18 protein-coding genes and 1 tRNA gene are annotated in these 22,829 nt (G+C 61.4%); 15 read left to right on the top strand and 4 right to left on the bottom strand.

Features of this window, described 5'->3' with window-relative positions; all coding sequences use genetic code 11:
- The first annotated feature begins 7 nt into the window (after nucleotides 1-7).
- The 14 genes from ACTQYB_RS00145 (at nucleotide 8) to ACTQYB_RS00080 (ending at nucleotide 16,650) form a co-directional block, all read left to right on the top strand.
- Nucleotides 8-1,705, top strand: a complete 1,698-nt coding sequence (locus ACTQYB_RS00145; protein ID WP_321046470.1) for an NAD+ synthase — start codon at nucleotides 8-10, stop codon at nucleotides 1,703-1,705.
- 24 nt (nucleotides 1,706-1,729) lie between these two features.
- The gene (locus tag ACTQYB_RS00140; RefSeq protein WP_015450292.1) at nucleotides 1,730-1,918 is read left to right on the top strand and encodes a hypothetical protein; all 189 of its coding nucleotides are present in this window, start codon (nucleotides 1,730-1,732) and stop codon (nucleotides 1,916-1,918) included.
- Nucleotides 1,919-2,137: 219 nt separating this feature from the next.
- Complete coding sequence (locus tag ACTQYB_RS00135) at nucleotides 2,138-2,503, top strand: hypothetical protein (protein WP_441481676.1); 366 nt, start codon at nucleotides 2,138-2,140, stop codon at nucleotides 2,501-2,503.
- Nucleotides 2,504-2,988: 485 nt separating this feature from the next.
- Nucleotides 2,989-5,364, top strand: coding sequence for a formate C-acetyltransferase (gene pflB / locus ACTQYB_RS00130; protein WP_441481677.1), 2,376 nt, complete (start codon nucleotides 2,989-2,991; stop codon nucleotides 5,362-5,364).
- Between the two features lie 226 nt (nucleotides 5,365-5,590).
- Nucleotides 5,591-6,433: a pyruvate formate-lyase-activating protein gene (gene pflA, locus ACTQYB_RS00125; protein ID WP_044092952.1), complete on the top strand. Its 843-nt coding sequence runs from the start codon at nucleotides 5,591-5,593 to the stop codon at nucleotides 6,431-6,433.
- Between the two features lie 182 nt (nucleotides 6,434-6,615).
- On the top strand, nucleotides 6,616-7,410 hold the full coding sequence (locus tag ACTQYB_RS00120) for a DUF3000 family protein (RefSeq protein ID WP_441481678.1): 795 nt from the start codon (nucleotides 6,616-6,618) through the stop codon (nucleotides 7,408-7,410).
- Between the two features lie 242 nt (nucleotides 7,411-7,652).
- Nucleotides 7,653-8,918 carry an HRDC domain-containing protein gene (locus tag ACTQYB_RS00115; RefSeq protein WP_441481714.1) on the top strand — a complete coding sequence of 422 codons (1,266 nt, stop codon included), beginning with the start codon at nucleotides 7,653-7,655 and terminating at the stop codon, nucleotides 8,916-8,918.
- 52 nt (nucleotides 8,919-8,970) lie between these two features.
- Entirely contained in the window at nucleotides 8,971-10,341 is a 1,371-nt protein-coding gene (gene tig / locus ACTQYB_RS00110) for a trigger factor (protein ID WP_441481679.1), read from the top strand.
- A gap of 221 nt (nucleotides 10,342-10,562) precedes the next feature.
- Nucleotides 10,563-11,189 carry an ATP-dependent Clp protease proteolytic subunit gene (locus ACTQYB_RS00105; RefSeq protein WP_029576452.1) on the top strand — a complete coding sequence of 209 codons (627 nt, stop codon included), beginning with the start codon at nucleotides 10,563-10,565 and terminating at the stop codon, nucleotides 11,187-11,189.
- Nucleotides 11,190-11,192: 3 nt separating this feature from the next.
- Entirely contained in the window at nucleotides 11,193-11,864 is a 672-nt protein-coding gene (locus tag ACTQYB_RS00100) for an ATP-dependent Clp protease proteolytic subunit (protein ID WP_033505345.1), read from the top strand.
- Between the two features lie 107 nt (nucleotides 11,865-11,971).
- The gene (clpX, locus tag ACTQYB_RS00095; protein WP_441481680.1) at nucleotides 11,972-13,477 is read left to right on the top strand and encodes an ATP-dependent Clp protease ATP-binding subunit ClpX; all 1,506 of its coding nucleotides are present in this window, start codon (nucleotides 11,972-11,974) and stop codon (nucleotides 13,475-13,477) included.
- Nucleotides 13,478-13,596: 119 nt separating this feature from the next.
- A tRNA-Arg gene (locus ACTQYB_RS00090) sits at nucleotides 13,597-13,670 on the top strand.
- Between the two features lie 598 nt (nucleotides 13,671-14,268).
- The gene (locus tag ACTQYB_RS00085; protein WP_441481681.1) at nucleotides 14,269-15,678 is read left to right on the top strand and encodes a Na+/H+ antiporter NhaA; all 1,410 of its coding nucleotides are present in this window, start codon (nucleotides 14,269-14,271) and stop codon (nucleotides 15,676-15,678) included.
- Between the two features lie 234 nt (nucleotides 15,679-15,912).
- Nucleotides 15,913-16,650 carry a TIGR00730 family Rossman fold protein gene (locus ACTQYB_RS00080; RefSeq protein WP_321046643.1) on the top strand — a complete coding sequence of 246 codons (738 nt, stop codon included), beginning with the start codon at nucleotides 15,913-15,915 and terminating at the stop codon, nucleotides 16,648-16,650.
- Between the two features lie 281 nt (nucleotides 16,651-16,931).
- Here the strand turns inward: ACTQYB_RS00080 and ACTQYB_RS00075 are convergent, their stop codons facing one another.
- The 3 genes from ACTQYB_RS00075 to ACTQYB_RS00065 form a co-directional block, all read right to left on the bottom strand.
- The gene (locus tag ACTQYB_RS00075; RefSeq protein WP_441481682.1) at nucleotides 16,932-17,618 is read right to left on the bottom strand and encodes an O-methyltransferase; all 687 of its coding nucleotides are present in this window, start codon (nucleotides 17,616-17,618) and stop codon (nucleotides 16,932-16,934) included.
- A 102-nt stretch (nucleotides 17,619-17,720) separates the two neighbouring features.
- Nucleotides 17,721-18,677: a succinate dehydrogenase/fumarate reductase iron-sulfur subunit gene (locus ACTQYB_RS00070; protein ID WP_441481683.1), complete on the bottom strand. Its 957-nt coding sequence runs from the start codon at nucleotides 18,675-18,677 to the stop codon at nucleotides 17,721-17,723.
- A gap of 53 nt (nucleotides 18,678-18,730) precedes the next feature.
- Complete coding sequence (locus tag ACTQYB_RS00065) at nucleotides 18,731-20,632, bottom strand: FAD-binding protein (RefSeq protein WP_441481684.1); 1,902 nt, start codon at nucleotides 20,630-20,632, stop codon at nucleotides 18,731-18,733.
- An 88-nt stretch (nucleotides 20,633-20,720) separates the two neighbouring features.
- Here ACTQYB_RS00065 and ACTQYB_RS00060 point away from each other — a divergent pair, with 88 nt between their 5' ends.
- The gene (locus tag ACTQYB_RS00060) at nucleotides 20,721-21,062 is read left to right on the top strand and encodes an MGMT family protein (RefSeq protein ID WP_033505354.1); all 342 of its coding nucleotides are present in this window, start codon (nucleotides 20,721-20,723) and stop codon (nucleotides 21,060-21,062) included.
- Here ACTQYB_RS00060 and ACTQYB_RS00055 read toward each other — a convergent pair.
- Nucleotides 21,037-22,611: a DNA-processing protein DprA gene (locus tag ACTQYB_RS00055; protein WP_441481685.1), complete on the bottom strand. Its 1,575-nt coding sequence runs from the start codon at nucleotides 22,609-22,611 to the stop codon at nucleotides 21,037-21,039. The two genes, ACTQYB_RS00060 and ACTQYB_RS00055, sit on opposite strands and share 26 nt — an antisense overlap.
- Between the last annotated feature and the right edge of the window lie 218 nt (nucleotides 22,612-22,829).

Below are 22,829 nucleotides of genomic sequence, written 5' to 3'. Positions count from 1 at the left end.
TGGGGGTATGGCACAGATTCGCATAGCACTTGCACAGATCGATACCTGCGTCGGCGACCTTGAAGGCAACGCCGAGAAGACGCTGGAGTACGCGCACCGCGCGGCAAAGCAGCATGCGCAGGTGGTCGTATTCCCGGAGATGACCTTGACCGGGTATCCGATCGAGGATCTCGCACTCAGACGCACCTTCCGCAAAGCCGCGTGGGACAAGGCGAACTGGCTTGCCACAGAACTTGAAGCCGACGGATTGGGCGATGTGTATGTGGTCGTCGGCACGGTCGGCACCGACCATGCGTCCGACAAACCGCGCAACCGGCTCGTCGTGCTGCACGATGGCGTGGTCTGGGCGGGGTATGACAAGCATTTCCTGCCCAATTACGGCGTGTTCGACGAGTTCCGCATCTTCTCTCCGGGCGATCATTCAACCATTGTCGAAGTCGATGGCGTGCGGCTCGGATTCGCCATTTGCGAAGACATCTGGCAGGACGGAGGCCCGGTCGCCGAGCTTGCCGGCCGTGGCATCGACGTGCTGGTCACCATGAACGGTTCGCCTTACGAGGAAGGCAAGACCCACACGCGTTTCGATCTGGCCGTCCGGCGCGCGAAGGAAGTTTCAGCACCGGTGGTGTACGTCAATCAGGTCGGCGGTCAGGACGATCTTGTCTTCGACGGCGGCAGCTTCACCGTGGACGCCGACGGCACGCTGCTGCAACGCTCGCCTATGTTCGTGGAGGATCTGGGCCTGTTCGACTTCGACACCGACGCCGAGCGTCAGACGACTGGGGGCATCGCCCCGGCGCCAGACAAGGACGAGGAGGTCTACACCGCCTGCGTGCTCGGGCTCAAGGACTACATGCGCAAGAACCATTTCAGCGGCGTGTGCCTGGGCCTGTCCGGCGGCATCGATTCCGCGCTCGTAGCGGCCATGGCCGCGGACGCCTGCGGAGGGGCGAATGTATGGGGCATCTCCATGCCCAGCATGTACTCCTCCGACGGTTCGAAGGACGACGCGGCTGACCTTGCGGCCAACATCGGCGCCCACTATGACATCCAGCCGATCGAGCCGCTGTTCGTTGCCTACCAAAACCAGCTGCATCTCGAGGGTGTAGCCGCCGAAAACCTCCAGGCGCGCATCCGCGGTGTCATCGTCATGGCGTATTCCAACTCAAAGGGTGTGCTCGCGCTCGCCACAGGCAACAAATCCGAACTCGCCTGCGGATATTCGACCATCTACGGCGACGCCGTCGGCGGGTACGCGCCCATCAAGGACCTGCTCAAGACCCGTGTATGGGAACTCGCCCGGTGGCGCAACGAGGCTTGCGCGCACGGCATGGGCATCGGTGGGCTGCATATCGTCGGGAACGAAGCAGGGGAGCACGGCAAGCCCGCCCCGAACGACATCATTATCCCGGTCAATTCAATCACCAAGGCTCCGAGTGCTGAACTTCGCCCGGGACAGAAGGATTCCGACTCCCTGCCTGAATATGCGTTGCTCGACCAGGTGCTCGCCGCATACATCGAACACGCCCACGGCCGCGCCGATCTGCTGGCCGACGGCTTCGATGAGAAGACCGTCGATACGGTGATGCGGCTCGTCGACCGCGCCGAATGGAAACGCCGTCAGTACCCGCTCGGCCCGAAAGTCACTGCGCTCGCCTTCGGGCGCGACCGCCGCTTGCCGGTGACGAGCGCGTTCCGCGAGTAAGGTACTCGTATCGGGAGGATGTATATGGCTGACAAGCAATGGTATTTCAATATGGTCACCGGGCAACCGGAATACGGTATGATCTCGCCTGATTCGCAACGTATGGGGCCGTACCGGACCCGGCAGGACGCGCTCGACGCGTGGAAGATCGTCAAGGAACGCAACGCCACGTGGAACGAGCAGGACCGCCAGTGGAAACGCTGGGGCAAGTAGCCACATCTGCGCCCGCCACCGACGCTGAGTGATTCGTGAGCGTCGGCTGCGGACGTCGGCAGCCGGTCCCGTTCCTGTTTCTGCCGACGTTGGAACTGTGGTGAGCGTCGGTAGTGGGTCGTATTCCTGTTTCTCTACCGACACTGGTGACCTGTATGCGTCGGTAGAAGGTTGTGCCGACGTTGACTGGTTCGTGAGCGCCGGCAGAAACAGGGCGGGGTGGTATTGGATGCTGTCGACATCGTCGAGACGGCAGAGCAAAGTCACGAAATCTCTCTTCGAAAGCATCATTCCGAGATTTTTTCAGATTTCGCGACGGCCCCCTCATCTGGCCATCAGTCCAGAATCGTTGAAATTCCAAGCTTTTTCGGGGCCGGGCTTCGGTGCCTCGGTGTCGTTGAATCTCAATTTCTCTTGAAATCCGCCCTTGGAAGTGAGATTTTGAGACTTTTTCCTCAAAAACTCTCTGGATCGGGGTCCGGGGAAGAGGGGGAAGAGATATTGAGATTCCTGATGGGTGAGCGCGAAGATCGTGACCCGCGCGCAACTGCCGCCGACGCAAGCGGCACGGATGGGGATGGGTGAGCGCGAAGAGTCTGACCTGCACGCGACGTCGAAGTCGTCACACGTGCTGTGCTGCGCAATTCAGACACGTTTGTACGATTCAGTCACGTTGCGGATTTTGGCAGTTTTGGCGCATAGCCGTCGAGGAGCTGAATGCATTGCGTCATACCTTGACGGCCGTGCGATTGCACGCCTGTCGGATGTCGTGCTTGGCTCGTCCGGGAGAACTGCCGGATTCGCCTGATGCGCGCGGGAACTCCCACGTTGATTCGAGACTTTATCGTCCGCCGGGCGATTCCCGTACCGGCACGCACAAGACACGTCGGATGGCCAATACCGCCATGCTCGCCGTTCCGTCTGATCGCCTCGAAACAAGCCGACGCCGCTCCACCCGATTGTGATATAAGTCACGTCCCCGCCCGACACGACGCCATCATCATGGCACTACAATAGAAGTCAAACGCAGCGTAACGGTGCGTTGCGCCGACAGACACCAAGGAGTGGATATGACAGCAGTTGACCAGACCGCTCTCTCCCAAGAGGAACTTGAAGCCAAGGCATGGGACGGCTTCAACGGCGGACATTGGCAGCAGGACATCGATGTTCGCGACTTCATCCAGAAGAACTACACCCCGTACGAGGGCGATGAGTCCTTCCTCGCTGATGCCACCGAAAAGACGAAGCACATGTGGAAGTACCTCGACGACAACTATCTCGCCGTCGAGCGCCGCCAGCGTGTCTACGACGTGGACACCCACACCCCGGCCGATATCGACGCGTTCCCGGCCGGCTACATCGAGAGCCCGGAAGTCGATAACGTGGTGGTCGGTCTGCAGACCGATGAGCCCTGCAAGCGCGCGATGATGCCGAATGGCGGCTGGCGCATGGTCGAGCAGGCCATCAAGGAAGCCGGCAAGGACCCTGATCCGGAAGTCAAGAAGATTTTCACCAAGTACCGCAAGACCCACAATGACGGCGTGTTCGGCGTGTATACGAAGAACATCAAGATCGCCCGCCACAACAAGATTCTCACCGGTCTGCCGGATGCCTACGGCCGCGGCCGCATCATCGGCGACTACCGCCGTGTGGCCCTGTACGGTGTGAACACGCTGATCAAGCTCAAGCAGCGCGACAAGGATTCCGTGCCGTACCGCAACGATTTCACCGAGCCGGAGATCGAGCACTGGATTCGCTTCCGCGAAGAGCATGACGACCAGATCAAGGCACTGAAGAAGCTCATCAACCTCGGCAACGAGTACGGCCTCGACCTGTCCCGCCCGGCGCAGACCGCGCAGGAAGCCGTCCAGTGGACGTACATGGGCTATCTCGCCGCCGTCAAAAGCCAGGATGGCGCTGCCATGAGCTTCGGCCGCAACTCCGCGTTCTTCGACATCTACATCGAGCGCGACCTGAAGTCCGGCAAGCTCGACGAACAGGGCGCCCAAGAGCTCATCGACCAGATTGTCATGAAGCTGCGCATCGTGCGCTTCCTGCGTACCAAGGCCTACGACCAGATCTTCTCCGGCGATCCGTACTGGGCCACTTGGTCCGACGCCGGTTTCGGCGACGACGGCCGCTGCATGGTCACCAAGACCTCCTTCCGCCTGCTTAACACGCTGACGCTGGAGCATTTGGGACCGGGCCCCGAACCGAACATCACGATTTTCTGGGATCCGAAGCTGCCTGAAGCCTACAAGCGCTTCTGCGCCCGCATCTCCATCGACACCTCGGCCATCCAGTATGAGTCCGACAAGGAGATTCGCTCCCATTGGGGCGACGACGCGGCCATCGCCTGCTGCGTGTCCCCGATGCGCGTCGGCAAGCAGATGCAGTTCTTCGCTGCTCGCGTCAACTCCGCGAAGGCCCTGCTGTACGCGATTAACGGCGGCCGCGACGAGATGACCGGTATGCAGGTCATCGAGAAGGGCGTCATCGACCCGATCAAGCCCGAGGCCGACGGCACGCTCGACTTCGAGAAGGTCAAGACCAACTACGAGAAGGCCCTCGAATGGCTGTCCGAGACCTACGTCGAAGCGCTGAACATCATCCATTACATGCATGACAAGTACGCGTACGAGGCCATCGAGATGGCGCTGCACGACAAGGAGGTGTACCGCACCCTCGGCTGCGGCATGTCCGGTCTGTCCATTGCCGCCGACTCGCTGTCCGCGCTCAAGTACGCCAAGGTGTACCCGGTCTACAACAAGGACGCGAAGGATACCCCGGGCCACGAGAAGGAATATGTCGAAGGTGCCGATGACGACCTGGTGGTCGGCTACCGCACCGAAGGCGAGTTCCCGATTTACGGCAACGACGACGATCGCGCCGACGACCTCGCCAAGTGGGTCGTTTCCACAGTCATGGGCCAGGTCAAGCGCCTGCCGGTCTACCGCGGTGCGGTCCCGACCCAGTCGATTCTGACGATCACCTCCAACGTGGAGTACGGCAAGAACACCGGTTCCTTCCCGTCCGGCCACAAGAAGGGCACCCCGTACGCCCCGGGCGCGAACCCGGAGAACGGCATGGATTCCCACGGCATGCTTCCGTCGATGTTCTCGGTCGGCAAGATCGACTACAACGACGCGCTTGACGGCATTTCGCTGACCAACACCATCACGCCTGAAGGCCTGGGCCGCGATGAGGACGAGCGCATCAACAACCTCGTCGGCATCCTCGACGCGGGCAACGGCCATGGCCTGTACCACGCGAACATCAACGTCCTGCGCAAGGAGCAGCTTGAGGACGCCGTCGAGCATCCTGAGAAATACCCGCACCTGACCGTGCGTGTCTCTGGCTACGCGGTGAACTTCGTCAAGCTCACCCGTGAGCAGCAGCTCGACGTGATTTCGCGCACCTTCCATCAGGGCGCTGTCGTCGACTGACCCTGTCGCCCCTCGGGCGGCTGAAGCAGGCGTGTGTGGCATGACCGCACGAGCCGCATGACTGGGGGCGGGGCCGAAAGGTTCCGCCCCCAGCCGTTTCCCGGTGCCATATGCGGCACGGGTCATGACAAGGAGGACAATGATGTCATCGACAGATACGCAATCGCAATCGCGGACAGAGCCTACGGCCACCGGCTCCCAGGGATTTCATACGACCACGCCACATATGCTCAAGACGTCCAAGCAGTATGCGAGTCAGACCCTGATGGGCGGATTGTCCGGCTTCGAGTCACCGATCGGCTTGGATCGTCGAGATCGTATCGAGGCGCTTCATACGGGCGATATCGGTTTCGTACATTCGTGGGATATCAACACGTCCGTTGACGGTCCGGGCACACGGATGACCGTGTTCATGAGTGGATGCCCGCTGCGCTGCCAGTACTGCCAGAACCCTGACACCTGGAAGATGCGTGACGGCCAGCCGGTCTATTTGGAGGCGATGATCAAGAAGATCGACCGCTATCAGGACCTGTTCAAGTCCACCGGCGGCGGAATCACCTTCTCGGGCGGAGAATCCATGATGCAGCCGGCCTTCGTGTCACGCGTGTTCCGCGCAGCCAAGGAGATGGGCGTGCACACCTGCCTTGATACTTCGGGCTTCCTCAACCGTAACTACACCGACGAAATGATTGAGGATATCGACCTGTGCCTGCTAGACGTCAAATCCGGTGACGAGGAGACCTACCACCGGGTGACTGGGGGAGTGCTCGCCCCGACTATCGAATTCGGGCAGCGGCTCGCCGCGGCAGGCAAGAAGATCTGGGTGCGATTTGTGCTCGTTCCGGGCCTTACCGACGACCCGCAGAACGTGGAGAATGTGGCGCGCATTTGTGAGACTTTCGGCGATGCCGTTGAACATATCGATGTGCTGCCGTTCCACCAGCTAGGACGCCCGAAATGGCACGAATTGCGCATCCCATACCCGCTTGAGGATGCCAAGGGACCGGACGCGAAGCTCCGCGCCCGTGTCGCCAAGCAATTCGAAGATCACGGCTTCAAGGTGTACTGACACCGTTGATGCGTGCCGGGTGTCGTTGGTATGCGCGACCCCCGTGTTGAGCTGACGTCGTTGCTGTGCGTGACTTTGTTGTTGCTTGTGACTGCGTTGTTCCGTGCATGCGTTGTTTCGTGACCTCGTTCGGTACGGGGTGTCGTTTACCGCAATCGCATGAAACGCCCTAACCTGTAGCCATGGCACAGATTTTCTCATTCCCGGGTGGATTTTCCGGCCGCGGTTCTTCAGGCGGCTTTGGACGGTCAAATACCCGTCGCCCGCCGAGACGCCCCGACGGAATACCCGACCAGGTGTGGGAAGCGGTGTTGTCGGTCTATGGCACTCCGCAGATACCCGGCGTCCATTGGCATGAGGTGCCGGTGCCGCACTCCATCGCGGATTACGGGATTGGCGTGGGCATCGTCTGCGTTGCCGATGCCTCAGAACCCGCTGGCGGTCGTGGGGATTCGCAGCCCTCGACCGCCGCTCGGCACGTTGCTTCGGATTCTGATCCCTATGCCGGTGGTGATCGTAGTTCGCGCGATATAGGCGGTTTCTCCTATGGATTGGGATTGCATCGTTTTGCCGAGGACACGGCATGGGGCTGGATCACTTTGCTGTATTTCGACAATCCTCCGCGCGGATGGAACTCGCACTGGCGTTGCGTGGGATTCTGCCGCATGCCAATCAACCAGTGGGACGGCGGTTTCGCAGAGCATCACACCACACGGTGTTGGGAGACGGTCAAAGGCCGACTGATCGATGCCGGTACGGACGCAGATTCCATCGCCGGCACGGTGACAGTCAGTCATGACACGTCTTTTGGCACGGCGGACAGCGAAGTGCCGTCACGATTCGAATTCCGTGTGTCGTGGACCCCGCCTGCCAGACCGGGTACTGCGCTCGACACGGTCGATGCGGGCTTCCAGATCTCCATGTGGTCGAGACTGCTGATGGAAGGGCTGTGCCGGGCACCGATGGCTCAGCGTTGATTCGTTGATTCAATGTCGTTGCCGGTGCTGAGGCCGCGTGCGGCACCTATGCTGCATCCTACGGTCAACGGTGACGGTACTATGTCGTATCGGCGCGCGGGTGGCGGCCCGCTGCACCGGAACGTACGACGACAAGGAGTGCAGACGCAGTGAGTGTTCGACCGACGGATACCACCAGAGTGGGCGGCCCATCACGGGCGGTGACGGCCAGCGGCGACCCACGGTTCCATGGTGAACCACATCTGTTGGCTGAACCAAGAGCGGGCGTGCCCGACATCATCGACACTTTGGATGGCTTTAAGCGCTACTGTGAGTTGCTGTCTGAAGGCTCCGGCCCGTTGGCTGCCGATGCCGAACGCGCTTCGGGATACCGGTACGGCCACGAGGACTGGCTGGTTCAGTTCAAACGCGAAGGCGCGGGAATTGGTTTGCTCGACCCGGTGACATTGGCCGAGCAGGGGGCGGATTGGTCGCAGTTCAATGACGCCGTCGGAGATGTGACATGGATTCTCCATGATTCCATGCAGGATCTGCCCGGATTTTATGACATCGGCATGCGCCCCCAGCGGCTGTTCGATACGGAAATCGCCGCGAGATTGCTGGGATTGCACCGATTCGGTCTGTCCGCGGTGACGGAATACTACCTGGGAATGACGCTCGCGAAGGAACACTCCGCCGCGGATTGGTCATATCGTCCGCTGCCGCGCGATTGGCGCAACTATGCCGCGCTCGATGTCGAGCTGCTCGCCGAGCTGATGGACCATATGTCCCGTGACCTCGTGCGCCAAGGTAAGGACGAGTGGGCGCGGGAGGAATTCGCCTACGCCCTGCGCGAAGGACTTCAGCCGCGTAAACCCCACCCGGTGCCGTGGCTTCGGATCTCGCATATCAACGTTCTGAGCCATGACCGGCTTGGCCAGGCGGTCGCCAAGGCGCTTTGGGAACAGCGCGACCGGCTCGCCCGGCAGTATGACATCGAGCCGGCGCTTTTACTGCCCGATTCGGCCATCATCGAGGCAGCCCGTAAGAAACCGCACAATAACCGTGAATTCCGGGCCATTCGTTCGCTCAATGAAAGGGTGCGTATCCATACCGGCAGCGAGCAGGACAAGATGTTTGAACGGTACGCGCCAATCCAGCGGTCCATCAAGCCCTCGTTGTGGAAGACCACGATCCAGCAGGCGCTCGATTTGCCCGCCAGCCAGTGGCCAACCATGCCGCAGCCCCAGCATGACGCGCAGACCAACGCACCGCGTTCCATGAAATACTGGCAGATCCACCATCCCGGCCGCTATGACACGCTGCAGCAGGTCAGACGTATGATTCAGCAGATTGCTGAAGACACCCACACCCCGGCCGATGTCATCATCAAACCGCAGATCGTGCGCAACCTGTGCTGGACGGATCATCCAGAACGCCGTGACGTGGCCCGCTTCTTCACTGAGCAGGGCGCGCGCGACTGGCAGGTGCGGCTGCTTGCAGCGTCCGTAAGTCGCGTTATCATGTAACGGTTGCCTTATACGGCAGAAGAATGCATACTCGTCAATCAGGAGCGCAAGCGTGAAAATCAGCGTTAGGAACCTCGAGCCGACCAAGGTGAAGCTCACCATCACCGTCGATCCGGAAGAGTTCGACCCGTATCTCAACGAAGCCCGCAAGGAAATCGGCAAGCAGATCAACGTCCCCGGCTTCCGCAAGGGCCATGTGCCCGGCAAGGTCATCGACACCCGCGTCGGTTTCGGTGCCGTCGCCGGCGAAGCCGTCAACCAGGGCGTGCCGGAGCTGTACTCCAAGGCCCTCGAAGAGAAGAAGATCCGCCCGATGGCCCAGCCGGAGTTTGACGTGCAGGACGTCCCGGCTTCCGCCAAGGACGACACCAAGCTCAAGTTCACCGCGACCGTGGAGCGCCGCCCGGACATTGAGCTTCCTGAGCTCGACGGCATGACCATCGACGTGCCGGCTGCCGCCGTCACCGACGAAGACATCGCCAAGCGTCTTGATTCCCTGCGTCAGCGTTTCGCTACGCTGGTCGGCGTTGATCGTCCGGCTGCGAAGGGCGATTACGCGAATATCGACCTCGACGCCCAGATCGACGGCAAGTCCGTCGATTCCCAGGAGGGCGTGAGCTACGAGCTCGGTTCCGGCACCATGCTGGACGGTCTGGACGAGGCTCTCGAAGGCCTGTCCGCCGGTGAGGAGACCACCTTCGAAGGCACGCTGGAAGCCGGCGAGCATGAGGGTGAGAAGGCTCAGATCAAGGTGAAGGTCAACTCCGTGAAGGCTGAGGAACTGCCTGAGCTGGACGACGATTTCGCTCAGGAAGCCTCCGAGTACGACACGCTCGACGAGCTCAAGGCCGACGTGCGCAAGGCCGCCGAGCAGGACGCCAAGGGCCGTCAGGCCACCGAGGCTCGCGACGCGTTCCTCGCCAAGTTGCAGGACGGTCTCGACATCCCGGTGCCGAAGGGCGTGAAGGCCGAACTGCTCGAGCAGCAGCTCAAGAACAACGGTGTGGACGCCAAAAAGGCCACCAAGGAGCAGAAGGACGAAGCTGAGAAGGAAGTCGAGAAGGAACTTCGCGACCAGATCGTGCTTGACACCCTCGCCGAGAAGCTTGACGTGAAGGTCTCCCAGATGGACGTCACGAACTTCCTTGCTTCCATCGCCCAGCAGTACGGTATGGATCCGAGCGCCTTCATCAACGCGATCGTGCGCAACGGCCAGCTCGGCTCCGCTGTCCAGGAAGTCGGCCGTTCCAAGGGCATGCTCGCCGGTATGCGCGCCGTGTCCTTCACCTCTGACGGCCAGCCGCTCGACCTGAGCGAGTTCCTCGGCGACACCCCGGAGAACGAGGAAGAGGAAAGCGTCGAGGCGGCTTCCGCAGCTGCCGCAGTGGCGGACGAACTTTCCAACGATAAGGACGCTGAGTGACAACACGCACGCGTGCGTGAGGCACGGTCGAGAGCGAGGAATCGCTTGAAGTATGCGCGCCAGCGTGTGGCCTTGTTGCTGTGAATGATGCGGCGGCCCGGACAATCCGGACCGCCGCATCTGCGTACCCGGGCGATGCCATGCGCTGACCGCGCAATCCTCGGCCGGCGTCGATTCGAAGCGGTAGGCTGAGGACATACGATTTACCGAAGGAGACAAGGTTGAGCAATTCCAGTGCAATCCTGCCCGTCATGGCCGAAGATGACGCGCCCGCAGGACCAACCGACCCGATTTTCAACCGGCTGCTCAAAGAGCGCATCATCTGGTTGGGCTCGGAAGTGAAGGACGACAACGCGAATATCATCTGCGCCCAGATGCTCATGCTCGCGGCCGAAGATCCGAAGAAGGACATTTGGCTGTATATCAATTCGCCGGGCGGCTCCATCACCGCCGGTATGGCGATTTACGACACCATGCAGCTCATTGAGCCCGATGTCGCCACCGTGGCTGTTGGCATGGCGGCGTCCATGGGCCAGTTCCTGCTGAGCTCCGGTACGCCGGGCAAGCGCTTCATCACCTCTCACGCCCGTGTGCTCATGCACCAGCCGTCCGGCGGTATCGGCGGCACGACGACGGATGTGCGCATCAACGCCGAACTCATCATGGATATGAAGAAGACGCTTTCGGAACTGACCGCGAAGCAGACCGGCCACACAGTCGAGGAAATCTACCGCGACAACGAGTACGACCATTGGTTCACCGCCCAGGAGGCGCTGGACTACGGTTTCGTCGACAAGATCGTGACCACGCCGGGCACGATGAACTCTGACGCAGTGAAGGGGGAGTGACGTATGGCAAGTGAAGAGGCACGATTCGTTCAGCGCGCGCAGCGTCTCGCAGGCCCGCAGGGCTTCGGCGGGTATCAGCCGCAGGACCGGTATGTACTGCCGCAGTTTGGTGAGCGCACCCCGTACGGCATGAAGACGCAGGACCCGTACACCAAGCTGTTCGAGGATCGCATCATTTTCATGGGTGTGCAGGTTGATGACACGTCCGCGGACGACATCATGGCCCAGCTGCTGGTGCTTGAAAGCCAGGACCCGAACCGCGATGTGATGATGTACATCAATTCCCCGGGTGGTTCCATGACTGCAATGACCGCGATTTACGACACCATGCAGTATATCAAGCCCGACGTGCAGACAGTGTGCCTGGGGCAGGCGGCGTCCGCGGCGGCAATCCTGCTGGCTGCTGGTACCAAGGGCAAGCGCATGATTCTGCCGAATGCGCGCGTGCTCATCCATCAGCCGTCCATCGACCAAGGATTCGGTAAGGCCACGGAGATTGAGATCCAAGCCAAAGAGATGCTTCGCATGCGTGAATGGCTGGAGAACACGCTCGCCAAGCACACCGGCCAGGATGTCGAGAAGATCCGCAAGGACATCGAGGTGGACACCTTCCTGACGGCCGAAGAGGCCAAGGAGTACGGCATGGTCGATGCCGTGCTTTCTCCACGCAAGTAGCGTGACGGACGATACCCCCGGCGGCAATGCGTCGGGGGTATTCTCGTATACTGGGGTACGCTGTGCCGTATGTGTCGCATCGCGTCGGCCGCACCAAAGGAGGTTTCATGAGCCGGGTCATCAGCTATCAGGACGATATTCGGCAGTGCACGTTCTGCGGAAAAACCGAACGTCAGGTCCGCAAACTGGTCGCCGGCCCCGGGGTCGCCATCTGCGACGAATGCATCGCGTTGTGTGTTGAGATGATCGGCGATGAGGAACGTCGCGACGCCGAGCACAATGCGCTGGACGTGCCAAAACCCGCGCAGATCATGCATTATCTCGACACGCATGTCATTGGTCAGACGGAGGCGAAACGCACACTGTCGGTGGCGGTCTACAACCATTACAAGCGCGTCAACATGGAGCTTCAGGAGGCCGCTGCCGGAACGGAACGTCGGCAATTGGAACTTTTGCACAACGCGGGAGAAGGACACGCTGCTCCAGATCCGTTCGCTGATGTTCGCGTCGCGAAATCAAACATCCTGATGCTCGGCCCTACTGGTGTCGGTAAAACCTATTTGGCACAGACATTGGCCGATGTCATGCATGTGCCGTTCGTCATCGCGGACGCGACCACGCTCACCGAGGCGGGGTATGTCGGCGATGATGTCGAAACTGTGTTGCAGCGGCTTATCCAGGAGGCCGATGGAGATCTGGAACACGCGCGGCACGGCATTGTTTATATCGACGAAATCGACAAGATCGCGCGTAAAAGCGGAGAGAACACGTCCATCACCCGTGATGTGAGCGGGGAGGGCGTCCAACAGGCGCTGTTGAAAATCCTCGAGGGGACGGTTGCGACCGTGCCGTTGGAGGGTGCGCGGAAGCATCGGGAGCAGGAAAGCGTCCAGATCGACACGCGGGATATCCTGTTCATTTGCGGCGGTGCGTTCGTCGGACTGGCTGATATTGTTGCGCAGCGTGTAGGCGCGCATGAGAGCGGTTTCGGCGCGTCATGGCACGACCATGAGCCTACACAGGATGAATTGCTGGCGCAGGCGAATGCAGACGATTTGGAGGCCTTCGGGCTGTTGCCTGAGTTTATCGGCAGACTGCCGGTGGTGACGACCCTGCACGCCTTGGACTGCAAGGATCTTGAGCGGATTCTCACCGATCCGGCGAATGCGTTGGTCAAGCAGTATCAGAAGCTGTTCCTGGTGGACGGGGTGCGGCTCGATTTCACGCCTCAGGCGATTGAGGCGATTGCAGAAACCGCCATCAGGCAGGGGACAGGGGCCAGGGGACTGCGTTCAATCATCGAGCATGCGCTTGAGGGTACGATGTATGACTTGCCGCAGATGCAGGGTGTTGCCCGGGTTGTGGTGGATGCCGACGCGATTGCTGGGACTGGTAAACCGGTGTTGCTTGCGGATGGGGAGAGCCTTGAGGACGCTCGTGTTGCACTGGACGATCAGGTGGCCGGTGGCGCTGGCGGTTCCGGTGGTGCGGGTGGCTCCCGTAGTTCGGACGATACCGGAGCTTTGAGCAATGAGGATGCCGCGCCGACGGCTGATATCGCGATTATTCGTCCAGAACATCGTGGGGAACAGTCCGGCTCGCGTCGTGCTTGAACGGACGAAAGCCCTACTGTTATAAGGCGACACGCCGAAAGTTGGCATTCTGGCAACCCTGTTGTATATTAATGGAGTTGCCGGAAACGAGCTGAGAAATCAGTGAGAAGAAAGCACATGCGCCAGTAGCCCAATGGATTAGAGCAGCTGACTACGGATCAGCAGGTTGCAGGTTCGAATCCTGTCTGGCGCACAAACAAGTCCTCGGATTCGTCCGAGGACTTTTGCGTTGTAGGGGTATCGGCCGAGGAATATAGGCCAAACAGGCAGTGTCGGGGGTGTACCCGGCCAATAACCCCAATACTCCAGAAACCGGTTCCTCTCACAAACTGTCTACGCTGGAAGAGCCATTAGCGTTGAGAGTTTGTATGGCTTCTGAATCCGGTTGTGTTGGGGAAGTTGTTTGCGTAACCAGTTTGTGCTGTTTCGCAATCTGGTTACGCTGAGAGGCTGGTTCGCGTAGACAGTTTGTAGAAAGATTGGCCGAAACGGCGGCGCGGGGGCAGCATTCTATGGATTGTGTATGTCTGGGTACGCGCAAACGGAGGAAACACCGCGGAGGACGCTGGGATTCGGCGGCATCTGTCAGATTGTGCATGTCCGGGCATACGGCCCGCCCAGTCACATCATCGGCACCACGATTTTTCCTATACGCCGATTCTCCTAATGCGCCCGCGTATCCGACACGGCATGGCGTGTCAGCTCCGGGCGGAACAGTTCACATACCGTTTTTTACAATGGATGCATATGTGTTCCGCATGCCACAGGCATCATGGTACGACGGGAGTGATATGACACAGCGCAACAGGGGAGTATGGACGACTATCAGGCGCATTGCCGCCTCGGACCGGATATCCGGCTTGATTATGCTCGGATTCGCCCTGCTTGGCTTCCTGTTGGCGAATCTGCCGTGGACGATGCACGGCTTCGAAACGGTGGCCGAATACACCATCGGCATTCCGGGAACTAATCTCATGCTGCCAATCAGCCACTGGGCGCAGGACGGCCTGCTGACCGTCTTCTTCCTCATGGTCGGGCTTGATTTGAAACAGGAGCTGACCACTGGCTCGCTCGCGAATCCCAAAGCCGCCGCCGTCCCGATGCTGTGCGCGGTGGGAGGCATGCTGGTTCCGCCCATCCTGTTCGTTGCGGTGATTGGCCTGTATTCGCAATTCGCCCCTCCGGCGCCCGGCAGCATGACCATCGCAACCGGCGCGGTTGTACCATTCGGTACCGCCTCCCACGGTTGGGCGGTTCCGACCGCGACCGATATCGCGTTCTCCCTGACGGTTCTCGCCTTGTTCGCCAAGGCGTTGCCCGGCTCGATCAGGGCGTTTCTGATGACACTTGCGACGGTTGACGATTTGCTCGCCATCATTCTGATCGCCGTGTTCTTCTCCTCGCTCAACGCCTGGTATTGGTTCGTCGGCATCGCCGTGTGCGCCGCCATCTGGTACGTGCTGGTCCGCCGCAAACGTGTGCCGTGGCTGGCGGTCGGTGCTGTCGGAATCCTCGCATGGGTCATGATGTTCGAAGCTGGCGTTCATCCCACGCTCGCGGGTGTACTGGTCGGCTTGCTGACTCCGTCGCGCGAGATGTACGGCGAGGCCACACCGCGCGCCGAACGTTATCATGACAAACTGCAACCCTTCTCCGCATTTCTCGCGTTGCCGGTGTTCGCCCTGTTCGCCACGGGCGTGCATATCGGATCGCTGTCGCTGCTGCTGTTTGTTTCCCCGGTTGTCGTCGGCATCGTGGTCGCCCTCGTAGTCGGCAAACCGCTTGGCATCATGCTTACCGCTTGGCTTTCGACGCGATTCGGCGGGCTGAGCATGCCGAAGGAGCTCAAGGTTCGTGACCTGTTCCCGGCGGCCTGTGCATGCGGAATTGGCTTCACTGTGTCGTTCCTGATTGCCACGCTTGCCTACACCAATGCCGAGCTGTCCGCAGAAGCGCGATTTGGCGTACTGCTGGCTTCGCTGCTCGCCGCGGCGGTGTCGAGCGTGTTGCTCAGCCGGCAATCGAAGCGTTACGAGCATCTTGCACAATCAAGCGCTGAGGCCGTTGGCGCCCATACGCCGGCAGTTGCCGTGGAGGAGCCGGGTCTGCTGCCTGACGGCACGGAGATTGTCAGCAGCAGGGTGTTCCCTGAAGAGCGGATACGCGCGTACCGGCAGAGCCACCCGCGCGCAGGACACTGAGGAGCAGTCATGACAAACATGCGGAAGGAACCGTCGCAGGTATCACCATTCCAGCAAATCGGGCATCAGCAAACCGGAGATGAGCCGGATAATGGGATTGAATCCAGAACTGAGACTGGACGTGACGAGGGTCACGGGCACAACACTCAATCCAGCACTGGGCACAAGTCCGCACATGAGCTCGTACATGGGCAGCCTGTGCACGAGCCAGCCCATGAGGCCGGAGACGAGCAGATGACGTATATGTCCGGCCCTGTCATGCTTCGTGGCCGTATGATTCCCGAAGAGAGCGCGACCGCGAATCTGCTGCGCGACAACCAGCCGACCGACTGGCTGCATATGGATCCGTGGCGTGTGTTGCGCATTCAAGCCGAGTTCGTCGACGGATTCGGAGCGCTCGCCGAACTCGGCCCGGCGATCAGCGTGTTCGGATCCGCCCGCACGCCGCAAGACGATCCCGCTTACCAGGCGGCACGCGCGATGGGCCGAGGCATTGCGAAGGCCGGGTATGCGGTGATTACCGGGGGAGGACCGGGCATCATGGAAGCCGCGAACCGCGGCGCCAGCGAAATGAACGGCAAATCGGTGGGGCTCGGCATCGAACTGCCACGCGAGCAGGGGCTCAACGAATGGGTGAACCTCGGCATGAGCTTCCGCTACTTCTTCGTGCGTAAAACCATGTTCATGAAATACTCGTCCGGAGTCATCGTCTGCCCCGGCGGATTCGGCACCTTGGATGAGATGTTCGAACTGCTCACCCTCGTACAGACGCACAAAGTCAAATCCATTCCGATTGTCCTGTTCGATACGGCGTATTGGCGCGGATTATTCGATTGGGTCACGACCACGGTCGAGGCGCGACGGATGATTTCGCCGCTCGACCCGCATCTGGTGCGGTTCACCGATGACCCTGACGAGGCCGTGCGTATCGCGCTCGGCGCCGAGCGGGCGGACGAGACGGTAAGCGAATAACGCCCCCGGAATCCCGTAAGATCTTTCAATGGCGTAATCTTGGCTTTCTGCGAAAGACGGTGGAGTATAGGAGCGGCGTGTACAGGAGCGCGAGGTCACGTCTGCTGCCGATTGCGGAAACTAACCTGCAGCGATGTTAGCCGGCGGCAATAACCTACAACAGACTACCGGCAACAGGCAACGCCGACAATCAGCCGGGCAGTTCAACTCAGCCGGTCGGCGTCCAGCGCGGGGTGTTCAGTCTGAATTACAGATCACGGCAGCTTCCAGGCGGTGCGTCTTCAGCGTTTGACGGCGAGCAGCAGGCCTGTGCCGCTGGGGGTGAGCGTGCTTTCGAACCGTTCGTCCTCCTCGACATCAGCGAGAAGCTGTCGCATGGCGTCGGCTTTCCTCATGTCAGGCGCGTCATCCATGCCCACACCGTCACCCGCCGCGCCGTCAGCCGTCTGCCCGGCGAACGCGAGGATATCCGTGAACGCGATGATCCCGCCCTTGTTCAACAGACGAGGAGCCTGCTCATAGGTCGCACGGTAGTTGTCCACATCGCCGGCCACGACGATGAGATGGTAATCAGCCGCATTCAGCCGCGGCAGGAACACCTTGGCGGGGGCGCTCACCGCCCGCAAGGATGCCTGTGTACTGTCGGCCAGTTCGCGCAGCAGGCTGCGGATCATGGCGATGCCCTGCGCCGACGAGTCAACGGCGGTCAGCTGGCCGTGCCCGTCCAATCCGTCAAGCAGCTGGTAGGTTTCCACCACCGCGCCGGTGCCGACCACAATCACGGATGTCGCGCCCACCATATGCTCGAGCGCTCGCAGCAGCTCCGCTTGTGCCGCCGACCCTTGAGGAATGCCAGCTTCGGTCGCATCGGCCCTGGCTCTCGCGAGACCGGGGGATTGACGCTCAAGAGCGTGGTCTTCGACATTGGTCCAGATAGCGGTGAGTGGTGACTGTGGTGTGTGTTCCATGACATTTGTCCCCATGAGATGGATGGTGCCGGTGACGGCATGGGGTGTGCCGCCGCCGGATGCGGATTGCGGAATGTGCCGCGTCCCGGCGTTCCCGGACGCTCAGCGTTCCTTGACTTTGGCGATGAGCTGCCAGATTTCCTCGCCGACATCAATACCGCGCGGGCAATGACGTGAGCAGGCGCGTACCGACTGGCATGCCGCGATGCCATCCGCGGTGTCGATTGCGTCCATACGCGCGTCGGCCGCGGTATCGCGCGAATCATTGATGAACCGTGAAGCCGTAATCAGGGCGGCTGGTCCGATAAACGCTTCGCCGCCGGCGAACACCGGACAGCTGCCTTCGCATACGCCGCACGCGATGCAGTTGCTCAGCGTTTCATACGCGGCAAGTTGTTCCGGCCGTTGCAGGTATTCGAACACGTCGATTTTGCCGTCCTTCGTGGTGGCGAGCTTGCCGTCCGCCTGCAGATACGGTTTCAGACGCTTGATTTGCTCGATCATCGGGTCGATGTCGGCAATCAAGTCACGTTGCACAGGGAATCCCGGCAGTGCCGACAATTCAATGACAAGAGGGGAGCCATCATAGGCACCTGAGACACCTGAAGTACCTGAGATGTACGCGGCGTTGTCGGCGGGGTTGGCATCCGTTCCCGTCGTCTTGCGGAAACCCTCGGCGTCGGTGGTGTTCTGCGCGGTTTGGGCAACCGCCCAGTCCTTGACTTTCGCCGTGCACAGCAGCGTCGGGGTGCCGTTGATGGCGACGGCGTCCGAACCGCACATGCCGTGTCCGCAGGAATAGCGGAACGCGAGGCTTGGATCCTGCGTGCGTTTGATATCAAGCAGGCAATCCAGGATTGTGGTGTCCGGTAGTACCGAGAGCAGATAGTCCTGGGTCCACTGTTTGCCGCGAGGACGCCTGCGTGCCGTCCCCGAGCCGAAGGGAGATCCCTGTTTCGCGAACGGGCTGCCGGAGCGAGGGCGATTGCGTTCGGGGCGCGGGGTGAACCGATGCACCCGCAGCGTCACTTGGACACGGGTCCCGTCATTGCCATTCATTGCCAGCCTCCTGTTGTCAAAACCGAATATAGTGTGCCACGAGCGGTGCCCGATTAGTATTCGCGTGCCTGTGGAGGCATGTCGAGAATATGCACGGGCTGCCAGGTGACCGTACCTGTGCTGGCGACCATCGAGTGGGCGAGGTACTGCTTGTCATCGCGGTCCGGGTAGTCGGTGCGTTTGAGTGATCCGCGGGATTCATGCCGCGCGTCCGTGGCACGCAGCATCGCCTTGGCGAGTTCCAGCAGATGACGAACTTCCCAGATGGCGGTGACCTCCTGATTGAACGCCGGTGAGTCGCTGTGCGTATGCAGTGTGCGCGCCCGCTCGGCGAAATCCTCGTCCACCAGTTGTAAGGCCTCGGCGATGCTGTCATGATTGCAACGGACTGCAAGTGCGCGTTCCATGGCGGAGCCGAGGTCTGCCAGTAGCTGGTAGGCGTTGTCGTCTTGCAGGGTTTGCGGCTGCGGTGACGCTTCGCTTCCTGTGTTTTCACCGGCTCGTCCGGTCGGTTTGAGCAGGCCGGCGAGCTCCGTTCGGCGCGTTTGCGCGGTGGTTTCGACGGCGTCTTGGGACGGGTCCTCTGCCGCCACGGCATTATCATCCGGGCTCGCAACGGCATGAGAATCGGCGATCCGCGCTGCCGCGGCAGCACCCGCGCGCTGTCCGAACAGACAGGCGTCCAGCAGGGAGTTGCCGCCGAGACGGTTCGCGCCGTGGACGCTCACGCAGGAGCATTCACCCGCGGCATACAGGCCCGCGACCTTATGCCGAGCGCCGTCCGCCCAAGTGTAGACTTCGCCGTCAGTGGTGATGGGGATACCGCCCATCGTGTAGTGGGCGGTCGGTTTGACCGGCACATAGTCCTTGGTCGGATCGATGCCCGCGTAATCCTCAATGGTTTCCACGACTTGGGGGAGTACGGCGTGCATATGCTCCGGGTCGATGCCGGTCATATCAAGCCAGACGCAATCGCGCGGGCCCTGCGGGTCCTTCGGATCGGCGACGCCGCGGCCGGCGTCGATTTCCGCCATAATGGAGCGACTCACCACGTCACGCGCTGCGAGGTCGGCGTGTCCAGGCGCATAGCGCTGCATGAACGCTTCGCCGTCGCTGTTGCGCAGCACGCCGCCTTCCGCGCGCGCCGCCTCGGAGATGAGGATGCCGGTATGGGCGAGCCCGGTGGGGTGGAACTGCACGAATTCGCTGTCTTCAAGCTGCAGACCGGCTTCAAGGGTGAGCGCCATGCCGTCGCCGGTCAGATCCCACGAGTTCGACGTGGTATGGAACAGGCGCCCGGCGCCGCCTGTGGCGAGCAGCACGTTGCGTGCATGCAGCGCGTGCACCTTGCCGGTGTGCGTGTCGTAGGCGACGACGCCCTCCACACGCTCGTGGCGCTCGTCGAGTACCAGATCGGTGACATACCATTCCTCGGCGAACTCGACACCTTGCGCTATGCACTGCTGCCACAGGGTATGCAGAATCTGATGGCCGATGCGGTCCGCCGCATAGGCTGCGCGCGGCACCGGCTGTTGACCGAAGTGTGCGGTATGGCCGCCGAACTTGCGTTGCGCGATATGCCCGTCGGCGGTGCGCGAGAACGCGACCCCCGAACGTTCGAGATTGATGACGGTGGCGGGAGCCTCCTGTGCGAGCAGCTTCGCCGCATCCTGGTCGACCAGCCAATCACCGCCTTTGACTGTGTCGTAATAATGCCAATGCCAATCATCCTCGGACACGTTGCCGAGGCTCGCTGCGATCCCGCCTTCCGCGGAACCGGTGTGCGAACGTAAGGGCTGGAGCTTGGAGACCACCAGGATCTTCGGCGCGCGCCCCTCCTGCGTCATCTGCGCGATGCGTTCCGAACGCAGCAATCCGAGCGCCGCGGACAATCCGGCGGCACCCGCTCCAACAATCAGGGCATCGTACATCTGTTCCACATGTTTCGGACTCATACCTTCGATTCTCGCACAAGGCAGGACGAAGCGCCCAGCTCTCGGCGCAACGGGGCGAGTCGGCGGGTATCGGCCGGATAATGGTGGTATGGGCCAAACGTTTAATACTCAGGTGTATGACATCGTCAGACGGATTCCCGCGGGTTGCGTCGCCACATACGGGCAGGTCGCCGCGCTCGCCGGCAGACCACGCAATGCGCGCATGGTCGGCTATGCGTTGCACTCCAATCCCGAACCCGGAGTGATTCCCTGTCATCGGGTCGTGTTCAGGGATGGCTCGCTCGCTCCCGGATTCGCATTCGGTGGACCAGACCGGCAGCGCGCGCTCCTTGAAAGCGAAGGCGTGGCGTTCACCGAAGCCAGTCAACAAGGCAATGCCGGCGCGGACGGCCCGCGAGTCGATCTCAGCCGCTGCCAGTGGCAAGCCTGAATCCCTCCGGCCCGCAGATGACGACGCCGTCCAGCTCCATCAGCCCTAGTTCGGCGAGGACATCCTGGGATTGAGGCGGGCTCGCCGACGAATCATCTTGCGCTATCGCTGCAACGAGGCGTTCTGGCGGCATCGGGCGACGCAGTGCGCGCATGATGGCGATCAGACGCTCACGCAGACCATGACCCTCGGGTGACGGCGCGCCGGCAGTTTCAATGTCAGGCGGTTCGACGAGGTGTGTCTCTGCGGATTCCGCTGCCTGCGCGGTGCCTGCGAGGTCAGCGACACCGCTCGTGGCAGGCCGGTGGGCGGCATGACAGATGTCGGACACCGTCTCGCAGCTGCACAGCAGCATCGCTTTGCCGTCCGCAATTAGCCGGTTGCATCCGCCGTTGCTTGGCGTGGTGATATCCCCAGGGGCGGCGTAGATGTCACGGTTCAGTTCCGTCGCCCATGTGGCGGTGTTGAGCGCGCCTGATCGCCGGCGAGCCTGCGCCACGACCACAGTGGACGCGAGCGCGGCGATAATGCGGTTGCGCAGCAAGAACCGGTGGGGTTGCGGCACGGTGCCGGGGAATGATTCGCTGATGAGGGCACCCCTATTTGCTACGATCGCGTCGAACAGCAGCTGGTTGCTGCGCGGGCCGATATGGGTTAGCCCGCCGGCGAATACGGCGATGGTCGGCCCGGCCGAATCCCCATACTGTTCCCTTGCCCGGATCGCTCCCCAATGGGCGGCGGCGTCGGCGCCCATCGCCCCGCCAGAGACCACGGTGTGCCCGTCGCCGGCAGCATGACGTCCGAGGCTGTATGCGACGGTGCGCCCGTATTCGTTGACACCGCGTGAACCGACGATGGCCAGCGGCCTGTCACAGGCCTTGAGCGCAGGAGCATGTCCCAGACCCCACAGGCACAGCGGCGCCGCCCAATCCTTGCGGACACACAAATCGCCGACTTGCTCGGGCCACAGCGTGCTGTCCGGGCCAATCAGCCAGTACCGCCCATCCGCCGTCGCATGCGACCAGATTGCTTCGGCCAGTGTGTGGGGCATCGGGCAACAGTCACCTTCCCCGTTATCATGCCGGTCATGCCAAGGCATCTCCTTGACCCCGAAATCGTGGTGTATGACTGCCAAACTGGTGAGCAGGTCGTGCAGACGGGTCTGCCACCCCTCCAAGGACTTGCGGAAGGTGGTCAACGCGCGGGAATCCGCCCGCAGCCCCCACCGCGCCGCACCGGTGACGAACCATTCTTCCAGTCGGCTGGCTGCCATCGGTCGCTGCCATTGCATGCGTTCCGGCATCCATGAGGCGCTCGAATACATCGCCGACAGCACACTCCACGCGTCGGGCGCGCCTTTGAGTGTTGCGAACATCAAGGCGTCAGCGCTGTCGGTGCAATAGGTGAGAGCCGCCCGCGCAAGTGTGTCGTCGCTCGGCCGGGCCGAACCATGGTCGTGTTCCCCGGTCGGGGATGATGGCGGCGCGGCCGGCGCGGTCGATGTGGCCGATGCGGCCGACGTGATGGAGGAGGGATGTACTGATGACATGGATGCCTCTCTTTCAGAGCAATCGAATCCGCTCGGAATGCGGCGTATCGGGATGAACGGATGCTGTCGGATGTACTGAATGGACGGTATCGGACGGGCTGCGCCGCCGGGTGAGCGCAATCAGGTGGGCGGCAAAACGTGTGACGGAACCAAGCTGGCAGAACCAAGCTGGCAGAACCATGCGGACGGAACCAGAAGGCAGATCGGACGGGCTGCGT

The sequence above is a fragment of the Bifidobacterium sp. LCP19S3_E9 genome, assembly GCF_052121135.1.
Taxonomy (GTDB): domain Bacteria; phylum Actinomycetota; class Actinomycetes; order Actinomycetales; family Bifidobacteriaceae; genus Bifidobacterium; species Bifidobacterium thermacidophilum.
This window is presented reverse-complemented; position numbering and strand designations above follow the sequence as displayed.